Source organism: Streptomyces sp. NBC_01198, assembly GCF_036010485.1.
GTDB lineage: Bacteria > Actinomycetota > Actinomycetes > Streptomycetales > Streptomycetaceae > Actinacidiphila.
Window position 1 is genome coordinate 2,279,054 of sequence record NZ_CP108568.1, and the last position, 16,966, is coordinate 2,296,019.

13 protein-coding genes and 3 tRNA genes are annotated in these 16,966 nt (G+C 71.2%); 6 read left to right on the forward strand and 10 right to left on the reverse strand.

The window, feature by feature from the left end; all coding sequences use genetic code 11:
- Positions 1-31: 31 nt before the first annotated feature.
- The 3 genes from OG702_RS10145 to leuC form a co-directional block, all read right to left on the reverse strand.
- Positions 32-256, reverse strand: a complete 225-nt coding sequence (locus tag OG702_RS10145) for a hypothetical protein (protein ID WP_327288527.1) — start codon at positions 254-256, stop codon at positions 32-34.
- A 199-nt stretch (positions 257-455) separates the two neighbouring features.
- Positions 456-1,049: a 3-isopropylmalate dehydratase small subunit gene (leuD, locus tag OG702_RS10150; protein WP_327288528.1), complete on the reverse strand. Its 594-nt coding sequence runs from the start codon at positions 1,047-1,049 to the stop codon at positions 456-458.
- A gap of 5 nt (positions 1,050-1,054) precedes the next feature.
- Complete coding sequence (gene leuC, locus OG702_RS10155) at positions 1,055-2,479, reverse strand: 3-isopropylmalate dehydratase large subunit (RefSeq protein WP_327288529.1); 1,425 nt, start codon at positions 2,477-2,479, stop codon at positions 1,055-1,057.
- A gap of 132 nt (positions 2,480-2,611) precedes the next feature.
- On the opposite strand from leuC, the gene ndgR reads away from it, so the two are divergent.
- Complete coding sequence (gene ndgR / locus OG702_RS10160) at positions 2,612-3,328, forward strand: IclR family transcriptional regulator NdgR (RefSeq protein ID WP_327288530.1); 717 nt, start codon at positions 2,612-2,614, stop codon at positions 3,326-3,328.
- A 132-nt stretch (positions 3,329-3,460) separates the two neighbouring features.
- Here the strand turns inward: ndgR and OG702_RS10165 are convergent.
- The 7 genes from OG702_RS10165 to OG702_RS10195 form a co-directional block, all read right to left on the reverse strand.
- A tRNA-Glu gene (locus tag OG702_RS10165) sits at positions 3,461-3,533 on the reverse strand.
- 67 nt (positions 3,534-3,600) lie between these two features.
- Positions 3,601-3,673: transfer RNA gene (locus OG702_RS10170), tRNA-Glu, on the reverse strand.
- Between the two features lie 15 nt (positions 3,674-3,688).
- Positions 3,689-3,760, reverse strand: a tRNA-Gln gene (locus OG702_RS10175).
- A gap of 82 nt (positions 3,761-3,842) precedes the next feature.
- Positions 3,843-4,562 carry an HAD family hydrolase gene (locus tag OG702_RS10180; RefSeq protein WP_327288531.1) on the reverse strand — a complete coding sequence of 240 codons (720 nt, stop codon included), beginning with the start codon at positions 4,560-4,562 and terminating at the stop codon, positions 3,843-3,845.
- Positions 4,563-4,601: 39 nt separating this feature from the next.
- Positions 4,602-6,086, reverse strand: coding sequence for a glutamate--tRNA ligase (gene gltX, locus OG702_RS10185; protein WP_327288532.1), 1,485 nt, complete (start codon positions 6,084-6,086; stop codon positions 4,602-4,604).
- On the reverse strand, positions 6,079-6,888 hold the full coding sequence (locus OG702_RS10190; protein ID WP_327288533.1) for a fumarylacetoacetate hydrolase family protein: 810 nt from the start codon (positions 6,886-6,888) through the stop codon (positions 6,079-6,081). The genes gltX and OG702_RS10190 overlap by 8 nt, the downstream gene beginning before the upstream one ends.
- A 75-nt stretch (positions 6,889-6,963) precedes the next feature.
- Positions 6,964-7,164 carry a hypothetical protein gene (locus tag OG702_RS10195; RefSeq protein WP_327288534.1) on the reverse strand — a complete coding sequence of 67 codons (201 nt, stop codon included), beginning with the start codon at positions 7,162-7,164 and terminating at the stop codon, positions 6,964-6,966.
- A 586-nt stretch (positions 7,165-7,750) separates the two neighbouring features.
- Here OG702_RS10195 and OG702_RS10200 point away from each other — a divergent pair.
- The 5 genes from OG702_RS10200 (at position 7,751) to OG702_RS10220 (ending at position 16,963) form a co-directional block, all read left to right on the forward strand.
- A complete protein-coding gene (locus OG702_RS10200; protein WP_442814364.1) occupies positions 7,751-11,890 on the forward strand; it encodes a nitrate- and nitrite sensing domain-containing protein in 4,140 nt (1,379 codons plus the stop codon).
- Between the two features lie 9 nt (positions 11,891-11,899).
- Complete coding sequence (locus tag OG702_RS10205; protein ID WP_205043647.1) at positions 11,900-12,313, forward strand: roadblock/LC7 domain-containing protein; 414 nt, start codon at positions 11,900-11,902, stop codon at positions 12,311-12,313.
- A gap of 85 nt (positions 12,314-12,398) precedes the next feature.
- Positions 12,399-12,812 (forward strand): DUF742 domain-containing protein, encoded by a 414-nt coding sequence (locus tag OG702_RS10210; protein WP_073503129.1) that lies wholly within the window; start codon positions 12,399-12,401, stop codon positions 12,810-12,812.
- Positions 12,793-13,398 (forward strand): GTP-binding protein, encoded by a 606-nt coding sequence (locus OG702_RS10215; protein WP_327288536.1) that lies wholly within the window; start codon positions 12,793-12,795, stop codon positions 13,396-13,398. Before OG702_RS10210 ends, OG702_RS10215 begins: the two co-directional genes overlap by 20 nt.
- 322 nt (positions 13,399-13,720) lie before the next feature.
- Positions 13,721-16,963, forward strand: coding sequence for a sensor histidine kinase (locus OG702_RS10220; protein ID WP_327288537.1), 3,243 nt, complete (start codon positions 13,721-13,723; stop codon positions 16,961-16,963).
- The last annotated feature ends 3 nt before the right edge of the window (positions 16,964-16,966 follow it).

The following is a 16,966-nucleotide window of genomic DNA, read 5'->3' on the forward strand; positions in this document are numbered from 1 at the left end:
TGTGCCGCAACGAACTCGGGGGCCTGCGTGATCACCGATCGGGGATTCCGAGGTCGTCCAACTCAGCCGTCAACACGTCCAGACGCCGTGCCGCGTCGGCGAGATCGTGCTTCGCCGCGGCGGTCACCGCGAGCAGCCTGCGGGTCAACTCCCGCCTGGTCTCATCAGGGACTTCGGGATTGGCCACCCGGGCGTGCGCCTGCTTCAGACGCGTGGCGAGAACCCCGTAGAGCTGGAGTTGGCCGTCGCGTTCCATGCGTCGATTGTGCCATCTGCGGCGAGTTGTCGGCGGCGACAGGGCCAACCGGGTGTTCCGGGGTCCTTCGACCGGGCTTTTGGACGACCTGGACGGCCTTTCCGGCCACCGCGCGCACCACCGCCTGTACCGCCACGCGGACACGGAAAAGCGCCCCCCGCGGGTTCGCGGGAGGCGCTTTTCCGGCCGGGCGGGAGGGTCAGACCCTGGCGGTGCTGGGCTTGAAGGACGGCCGGCGGCTTTCGAAGGCGGCGATGTCCGGCTCGTCGGCCAGCGTCAGGCTGATGTCGTCGAGCCCTTCGAGCAGCCGCCAGCGGGCGTTGTCGTCCAGCTCGAACGGCGCGGTGATCCCCTCGGCGCGGACCTCGCGGGCCACCAGGTCCACGGTGATCTCGGCGGTCGGGTCGGCCTCGGTCAGCTGCCACAGCTTCTCGATGGTCTCCTGCGGCAGCACGACCGTGAGCAGGCCGTTCTTGAGCGAGTTGCCGCGGAAGATGTCCGCGAAGCGGGACGAGAGCACGGTTTTGAAGCCGTAGTTCTGCAGCGCCCACACGGCGTGCTCGCGGGAGGAGCCGGTGCCGAAGTCGGGGCCGGTGACCAGGACGGTGGCGCCCTCGCGCTCGGGGGCGTTGAGGACGAAGGACTCGTCCTTGCGCCAGGCCTCGAACAGCCCGTCCTCGAAGCCGTTGCGGGTGACCTTCTTGAGCCAGTGGGCCGGGATGATCTGGTCGGTGTCGACATTGCCGCGGCGCAGCGGCACGGCCCTGCCGGTGTGGGTGGTGAAGGCTTCCATCGGGCTCAGACCTCCGTCAGGACATGGTCGTCGGACAGGTCGGCGGGCGAGGCGAGGTGGCCGAGCACCGCGGTGGCCGCGGCCACCTGCGGCGAGACCAGATGCGTACGGCCGCCCTTGCCCTGCCGTCCTTCGAAGTTGCGGTTGGAGGTGGACGCGGAACGCTCGCCGGGCGCCAGTTGGTCGGGGTTCATACCCAGGCACATCGAGCAACCCGCGTGCCGCCATTCGGCGCCGGCCTCGGTGAACACCTTGTCCAGGCCCTCGTGCACGGCCTGCAGCGCGACCCGTACCGAACCCGGAACGACCAGCATGCGGACACCGTCGGCGACCTTGCGGCCCTGCACGACGGAGGCGGCGGCGCGCAGGTCCTCGATCCGGCCGTTGGTGCAGGAGCCGACGAAGACGGTGTCCACGGCGACCTCGCGCAGCGGCTGCCCGGCGCTCAGGCCCATGTACTCCAGCGCCTTCTCGGCCGACAGCCGGTCGCCGGGGTCGGCGAAGGACGCCGGGTCGGGCACCGAGGCGCTCAGCGGCGCACCCTGGCCGGGGTTGGTGCCCCAGGTGACGAACGGCGCCAGCGTGGCCGCGTCGATCCGCACCTCGTGGTCGAAGACCGCGTCCTCGTCGGTGCGCAGCGTCTTCCAGTACGCCAGCGCCGCGTCCCAGTCCTCGCCCTTGGGGGCGTGGTCGCGCCCTTCGAGGTAGTCGAAGGTGGTCTGGTCGGGGGCGATCATGCCGGCCCGCGCGCCCGCCTCGATCGACATGTTGCAGACGGTCATCCGGGATTCCATCGACAGCTTCTCGATGGCCGAGCCGCGGTACTCGATGACATAGCCCTGGCCGCCGCCGGTGCCGATCTGGGTGATCACGGCCAGGATCAGGTCCTTGGCGGTGACGCCGTCGGGCAGTTCGCCGTCGACGGTGACGGCCATGGTCCTGAACGGGGCCAGCGGCAGCGTCTGGGTGGCCAGCACGTGTTCGACCTGCGAGGTGCCGATGCCGAACGCCAGCGCGCCGAAGGCGCCGTGGGTGGAGGTGTGGCTGTCGCCGCAGACCACGGTGGTGCCCGGCTGGGTCAGGCCCAGCTGCGGTCCCACCACGTGCACGACGCCCTGCTCGACGTCGCCCAGCGGGTGCAGCCGCACCCCGAACTCGGCGCAGTTCTTGCGCAGCGTCTCCAGCTGGGTGCGCGAGACCGGGTCGGCGATCGGCTTGTCGATGTCGAGGGTCGGGGTGTTGTGGTCCTCGGTGGCGATGGTGAGGTCGGTACGGCGTACCTGCCGGCCGTTCATCCGCAGCCCGTCGAACGCCTGGGGGCTGGTCACCTCATGGAGCAGGTGAAGATCGATGAAGAGCAGATCGGGCTCGCCTTCGGCGCGGCGGACGACATGGTCGTCCCAGACTTTTTCCGCGAGTGTCCTACCCATCGCTGTCCCTCCGGCCCCGGCCGTCTTCGCCCCAGGCCAACTCGGTGTGTGTTCTGCGCTGTGCTCCCAGCCTGACGGCTGCCGGGGAAAATTGAACTTGCGTTTCACAGTGTGAGACGCGAATATCGTTGCATGGACAACTCTAGCGGCGTCGGCGTTCTCGACAAGGCTGCTCTGGTGCTCAGCGCACTCGAGTCAGGACCGGCCACCCTGGCCGGGCTTGTCGGCGCCACGGGCCTCGCCCGCCCCACCGCGCACCGGCTGGCGGTCGCGCTCGAACACCATCGCATGGTGGCCCGCGACATGCAGGGCCGCTTCATCCTCGGGCCGCGGCTGTCCGAACTGGCCGCCGCCGCGGGCGAGGACCGGCTGCTGGCCACGGCAGGACCGGTGCTCACGCACCTGCGGGACGTGACCGGCGAGAGTGCCCAGCTCTACCGCAGGCAGGGCGACATGCGGATCTGCGTGGCCGCCGCGGAACGGCTGTCCGGACTGCGGGACACCGTGCCGGTGGGCTCCACGCTGCCGATGAAGGCCGGCTCGGCCGCGCAGGTGCTGATGGCCTGGGAGGAGCCGGAGCGGCTGCACCGCGGCCTGCAGGGCGCGCGGTTCACCGCCACCGCGCTGTCGGGAGTACGCCGCAGGGGCTGGTCGCAGTCGATCGGCGAGCGCGAGCCGGGCGTGGCGTCGGTGTCGGCGCCGGTACGCGGTCCCTCGAACCGGGTGGTGGCCGCGGTGTCGGTGTCCGGGCCCATCGAGCGGCTGACCCGGCATCCGGGCCGGATGCACGCCCAGGCCGTGGTGGACGCCGCGGGCCGGCTCTCCGAGGCCCTGCGCCGCTCGGGCTGACGGACCCGCCCGCCGTCCCGGTCCGCGCCGTCCCCGCGGGCCGGGGCGCGGGTACCAGGGGAACGCACAGGGACCCGGGAAAACCGGAAGCCCGTCGCGTCCGCGACGGGCTTCGCCTGGTCCTGTGCTGCGTACCCCCGACCGGATTCGAACCGGCGCTACCGCCTTGAGAGGGCGGCGTGCTAGGCCGCTACACAACGGGGGCTAGCTTTGGCGATCCTCGCGTCGTCACGTCCGGGAGCGACCCGGAGGGAACGGAATGAAAGGATCTGTACCCCCGACCGGATTCGAACCGGCGCTACTGCCGTGAGAGGGCAGCGTGCTAGGCCGCTACACAACGGGGGCTTGCATACACATGCGCTGGGGTACCAGGACTCGAACCTAGAACAACTGAACCAGAATCAGCCGTGTTGCCAATTACACCATACCCCACCAGAACGCAACCCCTGCGGGCTTTGTTCGGCTTGCGCTCCCGGCCGGGCCTTTCGGCCCTCTCGGCGGCGCAGGAAGAACATTACCCGATCAGGGACACCGCTCCAAAACGGGTATCGGCCCGCAGCAGCCCAGGAAGCTCGTCGAGACCGGTGATCCGCGCCAGGTCCGGCCGCCCGCCGATCCCGCGCCGGTCCAGCCAGATGCCGAGCAGCCCCGCCTCGGCCGCGCCGCGGGCGTCGATGTCCGGCTCGTTGCCGACGTAGGCGACCTCCTCGGGCGCCAGCTCCAGCGCGCGGCAGGCTGCGTGGAAGGCCGCCGCAGCGGGCTTGGAGACGCCCAGCTCGGCCGCGCACAGCAGCACCTCGAAGCGGTCCCTGACGCCGAGCACCCGCAGTTTGCGGTCCTGGTGGGCGAAGGCGGAGTTGGACAGCACCGCGTGCCGGTATCCGGCGGCGAGCCCGTCAAGCGCGGGCACGGCGTCGGGGAAGAGCGCCCAGGCGGCCTCGTAGTGCACCTTGTGCCGGCCGAACCACTCCTCGGCCTCGTCGTCGGACAGCGGCCGCCCGAGGAAGTCGCGCACCCGGTTCCTGCGCTGGCCCTCGAAGTCGCACTCGCCGGCGGCGAACCGCCGCCAGTGCTCCAGGGTCAGGTCCCGCCAGTGGTCGAGGGCCCACTCGACGCTCTCGCAGCCGTCGGGCAGGCCCTCGTGGTCCAGATGCCGCCGCATGCCGGTGCGCTCGGCACCGTCGTAGTCGAAGATCGTGTCGTCGATGTCCCAGAGCACCGCACGGATCGCCATACGGCCAATCTAGCCGGAGCCGCCGCTCCGGCCGGTGGCTCAGCCGGCCAGCCGGGCCAGTGCCGCGTCGATCCTGGCCAGGGTCCGGTCGCGGCCGAGTACCTGCAGCGACTCGAAGAGCGGCAGGCCGACCGTGCGGCCGGTGACCGCGACGCGTAGCGGGGCCTGGGCCTTGCCCAGCTTGAGGCCGTGCGCCTCGCCCGCGGCCAGCACCGCCTCCTTGAGCGCCTCCGGGCTCGACCAGTCCGCGCCGGCCAGCTTCTCCCGCGCGGTGCGCAGCAGCGCGTCCGAGCCGTCCTTCATGGCCTTGGCCCAGGACGCGTCGTCGCGGACCGGCTCGGGCAGGAAGAGGAAGTCGACGTTGGCGGTGATGTCGGACAGCACGGTGAGCCGGGTCTGCGCGTAGGGCGCGATGGCCTGCCAGGCGGCCTCGTCGAAGTCCTCCGGGGCCCAGGGCGCGTGCGGGGGCCGCAGCCACGGGGTGCAGGCCTGCGCGAAGGCCGCGGGAGTGAGCAGCCGGATGTGGTCGGCGTTGATCGCCTCGGCCTTCTTGAGGTCGAAGCGCGCCGGATTGGCGTTGACGTCGCCGATGTCGAACTTGGCGACCATCTCGGCGGGCGTGAAGACGTCCCGGTCGGCGGAGTAGGACCAGCCGAGCAGCGAGAGGTAGTTCAGCAGCCCCTCGGGCAGGAAGCCGCGCTCCCGGTAGAGGTTGAGCGAGGACTCGGGGTCGCGCTTGGACAGCTTCTTGTTGCCCTCGCCCATCACGTACGGCAGGTGCCCGAACTCCGGGATCTGCTTGGCGACCCCGAGGCCGATCAGGGCCTCGTAGAGGGCGATCTGCCGCGGGGTGGAGGACAGCAGGTCCTCGCCGCGCAGCACGTGCGTGATGCCCATCAGGGCGTCGTCCACCGGGTTGACCAGGGTGTAGAGCGGGGCGCCGCTGGCCCGGACGATGCCGTAGTCCGGCACGTTCTCCGGGGTGAAGGTCAGCTCGCCGCGCACCAGGTCGGTGAAGGTGATCGCCTTGTCCGGCATGCGGAACCGCACGATCGCGCTGCGGCCCTCGGCCAGGTAGGCGGCGGTCTGCTCGGCGGTGAGGTCGCGGCAGTGGCCGTCGTAGCCGGAGGGGCGGCCGGCGGCGCGTGCCGCCTCGCGGCGGGCCTCCAGCTCCTCGGCGGTGCAGTAGCAGTCGTAGGCGTGCCCGGCCTCCTTCAGCCGGCGGGCCACGTCGGCGTAGACGTCCATCCGCTGGGACTGGCGGTAGGGCGCGTGCGGGCCGCCGACCTCGGGGCCCTCGTCCCATTCCAGGCCGAGCCAGCGCAGCGAGTCCAGCAGCTGCAGGTAGGACTCCTCGGAGTCGCGGGCCGCGTCGGTGTCCTCGATCCGCAGCACCAGGGTGCCCTGGTGGTGGCGGGCGAAGGCCCAGTTGAACAGGGCGGTGCGGACCAGGCCCACGTGGGGGTTGCCGGTCGGCGAGGGGCAGAAGCGGACGCGTACGTCCGTAGAGGGTGCGCTAGCCACGCGAGATCACCTTGTTGGTGAGAGTGCCGATGCCTTCGATGGTGACGGCGACCTCGTCGCCGGGGTGCAGCGGGCCGACCCCGGCCGGGGTGCCGGTGAGGATCACGTCGCCGGGCAGCAGGGTCATCGCCTCGGTGATGTTGACGATCAGGTCCTCGATGGAGTGGATCATCTGTCCGGTGCGGCCGGCCTGCCGCAGTTCGCCGTTGACGGTCGCGGTGATCGCCAGGTCGGCGGCGCCCGCCAGGTCGATGCCGGTCTCGATCCAGGGGCCGAGCGGGCAGGAGGAGTCGAAGCCCTTGGCCCTGGCCCACTGCTTCTCGGTCCGCTGGGTGTCGCGTGCGGTGACGTCGTTGGCGCAGGTGTAGCCGAGGATCACGTCCTTGACCCGCTCGCGCGGCACCTCCCGGCACAGCCGGCTGATGACGACCGCCAGCTCCGCCTCGTGGTGGACCTCCTGCGAGAACGTCGGGTAGACGATGTTGTCGCCGGGGCCGATCACCGAGGTGGACGGCTTGAAGAACGCCCAGGGCGCGGCCGGCACCTCGTTGCCCAGTTCCGCCGCGTGGGCGGCGTAGTTGCGGCCGATGGCGACGACCTTGTTGGGCAGGACCGGCGGCAGCAGGCGGACCTTGTCCAGCGGCACCTTCGTACCGGACAGTTCGAAGTCGGCGAAGGGGACGCCCTTGATGATGTCGAGGACGAGCCCGTCGTAACCGCTGGGGCCGCTGGTGCCGGTCGGGTCGCCCTCGACCGCGCCGAAGGCGACATTCCCGTCGATGGAGAACCTGGCGATGCGCATGGGCTCAGCTTAGTAGTCCGGCACCGCTCCGCCCGCCGCCGCGTCGCCGCAGGTCAGCCCGCTGCGGGCGGGAGCTCAGCGGGTGACGGGGGCCTTCGGCAGCTCGTTGAGCACCGTGCGCCGGGGGTTCGCGGTGTGCTGCGGCAGCTCACGGGCGGCGGCCTCGGCGGCCGGCTCGGCCGGGGCGACCCCGAGTTCCGTCGCGTCCTTGAGATGGGCGAGAGTGGTACGCCGGGGGTTGGCGATCATCTGCCGGAACATCAGGGTGGTCTTCATCGGCCGTCGGGACCTCGGGTGCTCGGTGGGCCGCGCGGGGGCGGCCCGTGGTTGACAGAAGTGCGCTTCGTGTAAACCACCACGCTAGCCGCGGCCATTCCCCTCGCCGGGTGCTCCCAACATCTGACGGGTTGTGATTTTGCTCACCAAGTGAGTGGCAATTCCGTCATTACGGACAGCCGACCCCGGCACCCGATTCGGACATCGGGCCCCGAACACCAGGAAACGCCCACCAGAGGTCGTTCACAGTGAGCACACACGACCTGCGCAACGTTGACCCCAAGGTCCGGAATGCACCGGTTTCGGGGAATCGTAGGTCGACAGAACGTGCGTCCCGCTGAACAGTCAGTCACGGAATCCAACAGGTCGGCTACGGGCCTTGTTGGGAGATCCAGCACTGTGCTGGAATTCCCCGGACCGCCGCATCACATCGAGCCGGCGCGCAGGGGGCGCGTACGACCACCGAGCGGCGGTGAAGGGCTTCAACGGCCTCCTCGCAATCCGGGGCGGTCCCGGCCCCCATGAACTCGACACCGTCCTGTCCGCTTCATCGCGGGGGACGCCTGGTCCAGAGGTTGCGACGCTAGTGCAGGGACGTTTCAAGAGGGACAGCGGCACGGCGGGCGACCCGGAGCAGCAGCCCGGCGGGACCGGCAACGGTCCTGCCCAGGCGGCGGGCGACTCCGGAGGCGCCACGCCGGGAACAGCTGCGGCCACCGGACGTACAAGCACGCCCAGCGGTATCGAGGCGGGCCGGATCACCGGTCTGGACACCAAGCCAGGCTCCCGAATAATGCTGCGCAACTGGCGCATCAGCACGCGTCTGGTGTCGCTGCTGGCGCTGCCGGTGGTCACCGCGGGTGCGCTCGGCGGCCTGCGCGTCCACAACTCGATTCAGAACATCCACCAGCTGCAGCGGCTGAACGCGCTGACCGACATCGCCGAGCACGCGACCGACCTGGCAGACGCCCTGGCCGAGGAACGCGACAGCTCGGCGGGTCCGATCACCGCGGGCAGCCCCACCGACGCGGTGGCCGCGTCCCGGCAGGCAACCGACCGCGAAGAGAAGCTCTACCGCGACGCCAAGGACGAGATCACCGCGGGCGACTCGCTCTTCAGCGGCGTGCGTTCCAGCCTGATCGCGATCGACACCCAGCTGACGGGGCTCAACCAGCTGCGGGACGGTGCCTTCACCTCCCAGTCCTCGATCGCCCAGACCGTCTCCTCCTACGACGGCCTGATCCAGTCGCTGCTGAGCCTGTCGGTCGACATGGCGCAGGCCACGCAGAACTCCGAGATGGTGACCAACACCCGTGCGCTGGCGGCCTTCTCGTCCGCCAAGGAGTACGAGTCGATCCAGCGCGCGGTGATCAGCGCCGCGCTGGCCAAGGGCAGCCGGCTGGACGCGAACGACTACCAGACGGTCAACTCGGCCGCGGACAACGAGGACATCAACCTCACCCGGTTCGCGACCCTCTACGGCGACAAGAGCGCCGCGCTCCTCGCGCCGATCGAGGGCGGCAACGACACGATCACCGCGCACGACGTGATGCGCGAGCGGATCGCCAAGAGCCAGGACCAGATCCAGGACATCCACATCTCCTACCTGGACTGGGACGACGCCGCCAAGGCGAAGATCGACGCGATGAACCGCATCGAGCGGTCGCTGCTGAACGAGATGCGGCAGAAGTCGCTGGAACTGCAGAGCACGGCCAAGGAGGACGCGCTGATCTCCGGCGCGATCATCCTGCTGGTACTCGGTATCGCCGTCGTCGGCGCGTTCGTCGTGGCCCGCTCGATGATCCGCTCGCTGCGCCGGCTGCAGCAGACCGCACAGGACGTCGCCCAGAAGCGGCTGCCCGAGCTGGTCAAGCAGCTGTCCGAGACCGACCCGCAGGACGTCGACACCTCGGTCGAGTCGATCGGCATCAACAGCCGCGACGAGATCGGCCAGGTGGCCCGCGCCTTCGACGAGGTCTACAGCGAGGCGGTCCGGCTGGCCGCCGAGCAGGCGCTGCTGCGAGGCAACGTCAACGCGATGTTCACCAACCTCTCCCGCCGCAGCCAGGGCCTCATCCAGCGCCAGCTGTCGCTGATCTCCGAACTGGAGTCCCGCGAGGCCGACCCGGACCAGCTGTCCTCGCTGTTCAAGCTGGACCACCTCGCCACCCGTATGCGCCGCAACGGTGAGAACCTGCTGGTCCTCGCCGGTGAGGAGCCGGGGCGCCGGTGGACCCGCCCGGTCCCGCTGGTCGACGTGCTGCGCGCCGCGGCCTCCGAGGTGGAGCAGTACGAACGCATCGAGCTGACCTCGGTGCCGTCGGCCGAGGTCACCGGCCGTATCGTCAACGACCTCGTCCACCTGCTCGCCGAGCTGCTGGAGAACGCCACGTCGTTCTCCTCCCCGCAGACCAAGGTGCGGGTCACCGGTCACGCGCTGCCGGACGGCCGGGTGCTGATCGAGATCCACGACACCGGTATCGGCCTGTCGCCCGAGGACCTGGCCGACATCAACGAGCGGCTCGCCAACCCGCCGACCGTCGATGTCGCGGTGTCCCGCCGGATGGGCCTGTTCGTGGTCGGCCGGCTGTCCCTGCGACACGGCATCCGCATCCAGCTCCGCCCCTCCGACTCCGGCGGTACGACCGCACTGGTCATGCTGCCGGTCGACGTGACGCAGGGCGGCGCCAACGCCAAGGGCAACGCGATGGGCGGGGGGCGGCCCGGGGCCACTCCCCCGGCCGCGGCCGGCGGCGGTGTGGCCGGCGCGTTCGGCAACACGCCGAACTCCCCGCAGGTCACCAGGCCCCCGCAGCGCGGGCAGGTCGGCGGCGGCGCGCAGCGCCCGGCGCTGGCCCCCGGCGCCGGACGGCCCGGCGGCGGCGCACCGCAGCAGCCGGGTACGCCCCGCTGGGCGGCGCAGGACGGTTCGCAGGGCTTCCCCGCCGACGACCGCGGGCTGCAGGACACCCCGCGCGGCCACGAGGACGTCGAGGCGGCTCCCGCCTTCGACGCCTTCGACGGCAGCGGTCCGGGGCAGGGCCCGGGACAAGGCCAGGGCCAGGACACCGGCGCCCGGGCCGACTTCCGGCAGGGCGGCACCGACGCCCCGTACGGCGGACAGCAGGGCGGCCGCGGGCAGTTCCCGCCGCCGCAGCAGCAGGGCACCGGGCCGAGCGGCTTCCGCTCCGACGTCTTCGGCGGCCGTTCCGGTCCGCGGCAGGGCGGCGAGCAGCAGCAGCGCCCGCAGGGCGGTCCTGGCGACACGGCACAGTTCCCGCCGGTCCCCGCGGCCCGCGACGACTTCCAGCAGGGCGGCACCGGGCAGTTCCCGGCCCAGCGCGGCAACGACGGCCAGGACTTCGGCCGGCCGCCGCGCACTCCGCAGGAGACGTACGGCACCGGGCAGTTCCCGGTCCAGGGCGGTCCTGGCGACACCGGACAGTTCCCCCGCCACGGCCAGCAACGCAACGACGGCACCGGACAGTTCCCCGTCCAGGGCGGCCCCGGCCAGGAGCGGAACGACGGCACGGGGCAGTTCCCGGTCCAGGGCGGCCCCGGCGACACCGGACAGTTCCCCCGCCACGGCCAGCAACGCAACGACGGCACCGGACAGTTCCCCGTCCAGGGCGGCCCCGGCGACACCGGACAGTTCCCCCGCCACGGCCAGCAACGCAACGACGGCACCGGACAGTTCCCCGTCCAGGGCGGCCCTGGCAACACCGGGCAGTTCCCGGTGCAGCAGCAGCCCGGGCAGGGCGGTCCCGGTGAGACCGCGCAGTTCCCCGCGATCCGGTCCGACGACACCTTCGGCGGCGGCAGCGGGCAGTACGGACCGCCTGCGGGCGGCCGGCCGCAGGGCGGACCGCCTTACCGCGACGGCGGCGTACCGCAGCAGCCGTACGACAACTCCGGCCGGCAGCAGATGCCCGGCCAGGAGCGCAGCGACGTCACCGGGCAGCACCCGATGGCACCGCCGCCTGGTATGCAGGGCGGCCCCGGCGGCCAGGGCCCGATCGGGCCGTTCCAGCAGCGGCCCGGACAGCAGCCGCCGCAGCCGCAGCAGCCCGCGGAGCCGATGGCGCTGCCGCCGGCCCAGACCAGGGGCGACGAGCCGACGCCGATCTTCTCGGCGATCGAGTCCGACTGGTTCCGCACCGGCCAGGCGGAGCGGATGCAGCAGATCCACGTCGAGCAGAGCGCGCGCGGCCTCCAGGCCCCGGCGTCGCCCCGCCCGGTGGGTCGCACCGCACCGCCGCAGCGCCCGCGTACCGAACGCCCGAGCCCGGCAGGCCCGCAGCGGCCCGGCACCAGCGCACCGCAGCAGCAGGCGCCGCAGCCCGCGCCGGCGCCGGCGCCGGCCGCCGCGCCGCCCACCGCTCCGGCCGGGGCACCGCCGGCACCTGCGGCGCAGCCGTTGCCGCGCGAGACGCCGAACTGGCGGACCTCGCCCAACGACGCGCTGCGCCAGCGGGCCGAGGCGGTCCGCGAGCCGTCGGCCGGCGGGGTCACCCCCTCCGGGCTGCCGCGCCGGGTGCCGCGGGCGAATCTCGTCGCCGGCGGTGCGGCGCAGCCGCAGCCTCAGCAGGGCGGCCCGCAGGTCTCCCGTTCGCCCGACGACGTGCGCGGGCGGCTGACCAATCTCCGACGGGGTATTCAGCAGGGCCGGGAGGCCGGCGGCACGACCGATGGCCGCGGTTTCGGTACGAATCATCAGGAGCGTTAGTTGAGTGCGATGAGCCAGGCGGCACAGAACCTGAACTGGTTGATCACCAACTTCGTGGACAACACCCCCGGGGTGTCCCACACCGTGGTGGTCTCCGCCGACGGCCTGCTGCTCGCGATGTCCGACGGATTCCCCCGCGACCGCGCCGACCAGCTCGCCGCTGTCGCCTCCGGCCTGACCTCGCTCACCGCCGGAGCCTCCCGCATCTTCGAAGGCGGCAGCGTCAACCAGACCGTCGTGGAGATGGAACGCGGATTCCTCTTCATCATGTCCGTCTCCGACGGCTCATCCCTGGCCGTACTCGCCCACCCCGAGTGCGACATCGGCCTCGTCGGCTACGAAATGGCCCTGCTCGTCGACCGCGCAGGAACCGTACTCACCCCCGACCTCAGGGCCGAACTGCAGGGCAGCCTGATGCACTGAGTCACCCGGTCCATCCATCCCATCCGCCCGCTCGTTCCCGTTTTTCCGCACCGCGACACGCACTGCCCGGACACGGAGGACCCTCATGACCCCGCCACCCGCCTCGCCGGGCCAAGGCCCGTACGGCGCGTCCCACCACGCGCCGTACGGAGTGGAAGGTGATCAGCCGCTGGTGCGGCCGTACGCCATGACCGGTGGCCGGACCAGGCCGCGCTATCAGCTTGCGATAGAGGCGCTGGTCAGCACGACAGCCGACCCGGCGCAGTATGCGGGACTGCTGCCCGAGCACCAGCGGATCTGCCACCTGACCCGGGAGATCAAGTCGGTGGCCGAGATCTCGGCGCTGCTGGCCATCCCGCTGGGTGTGGCCCGGATTCTCGTGGCCGACCTCGCCGAGGCCGGCATGGTCGCCATCCACCAGCCGGGCAGCGGCGAGGCCGGCGGCCAGCCTGATGTGACACTGCTTGAGAGGGTGCTCAGTGGACTTCGGAAGCTCTAGGGCGCAGCCGCAGCCTGCGTACGGTGCGCAGCCGGCGCGCTCGACGACCTCCGCGAAGATCGTGGTCGCGGGCGGGTTCGGCGTGGGCAAGACCACCTTTGTCGGTGCCGTCTCCGAGATCAACCCGCTGCGCACCGAAGCGGTGATGACCTCGGCGTCGGCCGGGATCGACGACCTCAGCCACGTCCAGGACAAGACCACCACCACGGTCGCCATGGACTTCGGCCGGATCACGCTCGACGACGACCTGATCCTGTACCTGTTCGGTACGCCGGGCCAGGACCGCTTCTGGTTCATGTGGGACGACCTGGTGCGCGGCGCGATCGGCGCCGTGGTGCTGGTCGACACCCGGCGGCTGGCGGACTGCTTCCCTGCCGTCGACTACTTCGAGAACAGCGGCCTGCCGTTCGTGATCGCGCTCAACGGCTTCGACGGCCACCAGCCGTACCGTCCCGAGGAGGTGCGCGAGGCCCTGCAGATCGGTCCTGAGGCACCGATCATCACCACCGACGCCCGCCACCGCGGCGAGGCGAAGAGCGCGCTGATCACGCTGGTCGAGCATGCGCTGCTGGCACGGCTCAAATAAGTCGTGCCGCTGGCACCGCGCCAACGTTGAGGACCATGGGGGCCGGTCGTGTCGTCGGACACGGCCGGCCCGTCTTCATAACATTTCGACAGAGTTTCCACCGGCTGTGAATACCGCTCGCGCTCAGCCGGTGCCGCAGCGCGTACACCATTGGGCGCGTACGCCCAGCTTTGCACCATTCGTACGTTCCGCTTGTCACCGGACACGTGAGCGCGTGCTGGTGCCCGACGTTTGGCCAGTGCCCCCAAGGCGTGCTGGAATTCGCAGAACCCGAGCGTAGGAACGGCCTTCGTTGCGCCGTCGCCGAGAGGTTGTTGGTCCAGTGAGGAACACGAGGCGAGCCGAGGCGGGTGCCCAGCACGGCCCGCGGGGAAATTTCACGCCGCCCCAGCGTCCCGGGGGGATACCCGCGGACCGGACGGCCGAGCCTGCGGCACTGCCGGATCCGGGCGGCCGTTTCAGCGTGCGCAACTGGCGGGTGGCCACCCGGCTGAACGCGATCCTCCTGATACCCGTGCTCGTCGCACTGGTCTTCGGCGGCTTCCGGGTCAAGAGCTCGGTGGACACCTGGAACCAGGCCGACGACGCCGTGCGCACCGCCAACCTGGTGAGGGCCGCGGCGACCTACAGCAACGCACTGATCAACGAGCGGGACCTCACGGTGGTTCCGCTGCTCGCGGGCAAGCGCACCGACCCGGCGGTGACCAGCTCACGGGCCGCCACCGACACCGCCGCCCAGGCCTTCGACGACGCCGCGCTGAAGATGCCGCACGACGCCGCCCTGGCACGCCGGATGGCCAACTTCCGCAGCGTGGAACCGGAGTTGGCCAACCTCCGCAAGGCCGCCTACACCCGCCAGCTCTCCGGTGTGCAGACCGAGGAGTGGTACGTCAAGATCCAGCACCCGCTGATGGAGCTGGCCAACGAGCTGGGTTACGGCACCAGCAACATCACCGCCTACGGCCGTACGCTCTACGCCGCCTCGCTGTCGAAGGCCGCCGAGTCGCTGACCCGGTCGATCGGCATGCACATCCTGGTGGAGGACAGCCCCTCCAAGACCGAGCTGGCGCTGCAGAAGACCTCGCTCGGCTCGTACCACTACATGGAGGGCATCGCCCTCGAGGAGTACAACGGCGGCGGCACCGCGGCCGACGTCCAGCACCTGAAGGACGCCCAGAACGCCGCCCTGCAGAAGGGCCGCGACCAGACCGCGGCCGCGCGGGACCGGGCGGTCGCCGAGGGTCGGAAGTTCGTGGTGCCGCCCGACCTGCCCAAGATGGTCACCGAGATCGCCACCCCGGGCCGTACCGTCGCCCAGCTGCAGGCCGAGGGCATCACCCCGGAGACGTACTTCGCCGCCTCGACGCTGTCCTTCGACGCCTACCGCACCGTCGAGGTGCGGCTCGCCGACCAGGCGGCGGGCGACGCGGCGAAGATCGCCTCCAACGCCAAGCGCGACGCGCTGCTGAACTCCGCGATCGTGGTGTTCGCGCTGATCATCGCCTTCATCGTGGCCGGCATGATGGCCCGCACCATGAGCCGCAGCATGCGGCGGCTGCGCGGGGCGGCCTTCGACATCGCCGAGAACCGGCTGCCCGGCCTGGTCGACCAGCTGTCGCGCACCGACCCGGGCCGGGTGGACACCTCGGTGGCGCCCATCCCGATCAACACCCAGGACGAGATCGGCGAGGTCGCCAGGGCCTTCGACCAGGTGCACCGCGAGGCGGTCAGGCTGGCCGCCGAGCAGGCGCTGCTGCGGGGCAACGTCAACGCGATCTTCACCAACCTCTCGCTGCGCAACCAGGGCCTCATCCAGCGCCAGCTCACGCTGATCACCGAGCTGGAGAACAACGAGGCGGACCCGGATCAGCTGGACAGCCTGTTCAAGATGGACCACCTCGCCACCCGCATGCGCCGCAACGGCGAGAACCTGCTGGTGCTGGCCGGCGAGGAGCCGGCCAGGCAGTGGAACCAGGCGGTGCCGCTGGTGGACGTGCTGCGGGCGGCGGCCTCCGAGGTGGAGGCCTACGACCGCATCGAGCTGGTCGGCATCCCGGACAGCGACATCCACGGCAGCGCGGTCAGCGACCTGGTGCACCTGCTGGCCGAGTTGCTGGAGAACGCCACCACCTTCTCCTCGCCGCAGACCAAGGTGCGGGTCACCGCGACCCGGCTGCCGGACGGCCGGGTGATGATCGAGATCCACGACAAGGGCATCGGGCTGACCGCGGAGGACTTCGCTGACATCAACCACAAGCTGGCCGAGCCGCCCACGGTGGACGTGGAGGTCGCCAAGCGGATGGGCCTGTTCGTGGTCGGCCGGCTGGCCGACCGGCACGGCATCCGGGTGCAGCTGCGGCCCTCCGGCGAGCAGGCCGGCACCACCTCGCTGGTGATGCTGCCCGAGCCGATCACCCACGGCGGTGGCGGCGAGGAGGAACTGGGCGACGGCGAGAGCGACTTCACCGTGTCGCGGATGGTGCCCGAGGCGCCCGACCAGCCCGCGCTCGACGGGCCGTTCGAGGCCGCGGAGCTGAGCCGGCGCACCGCCGCGGAGCTCGGCTTCGACGACTCGCGCTACGAGCAGCCCGCGGCGCTGGGCGCCGAGGGCGCCCCCGCGCTCGACCCGGTGGGCCGTTCGCTGCGCCGCGGCGGCCGCCGGGCCCAGCTGGAGGCGGCGGTGTCCGCCGACCGCGCCGACGAGCCGCAGCCGCCGTCCCCGTACGAAGCCGGGCAGTACGGCCAGCAGCAGCCCTCGCCGTTCGAACTCCAGCCCCCACAGGGGCAGTTCGCGCAGCAGCAGGATCCGATGGACCCGGCCGGTCAGCCGCAGCAGGCCCAGGAAGGCCCCTACGAGCCCCACAGCGGCTACGAACCCGCAGGTTCGTACGACCAGAGCTTCGACGCCGGTTACCAGCAGCAGACGTACGAGCAGGGCTTCCAGGGCGGCTACGCGCAGCAGGGGTATCCGGCGCAGCAGCCGGCGGGCGTCCCCTACGAGCAGAACGGATTCTTCGCGCAGGCCTACGGACCCCAGGACGATCAGTCCGAGATGGTCTACGACCCCGGTTACGACCGTAACTTCGGTTCCGGGGACTTCAACGGGCTCCCCGAGCAGCCGTCCGAAAGCGTAGGCTCCCCCTCACTGACGGACTCCGGACTGCCGCGCCGGGACCGGAAGCCCCACGATTCATCCCAGGATTCACCTCAGGAACAGGCTGCTCAGGAGTCGCCCGAGCCTCAGAACCAGCCGCAGCCGGACACGTCCGGGTGGCGGTCGAACAACGACGAGAACTGGCAGCGGGCCGAGGCGGTCCGCGAGCCGAAGGCAGGCGGGGTCACCCCGTCCGGCCTGCCACGGCGAGTGCCCAAGGCCAACCTGGTCCCGGGTACCGCGACGCAGACCCCGCAGGGCGGCCCACAGGTCTCCCGCGCACCCGAGGACGTCCGGGGCAGGTTGAGTAACCTGCGCCGTGGCGTCCAGCAAGGGCGCACTGCTGGAACTGACACGAACGGACAGGCCCCCGACAGCACCTTCGGCGGCCCCCAGAACCAGGAGCGCTAAGTT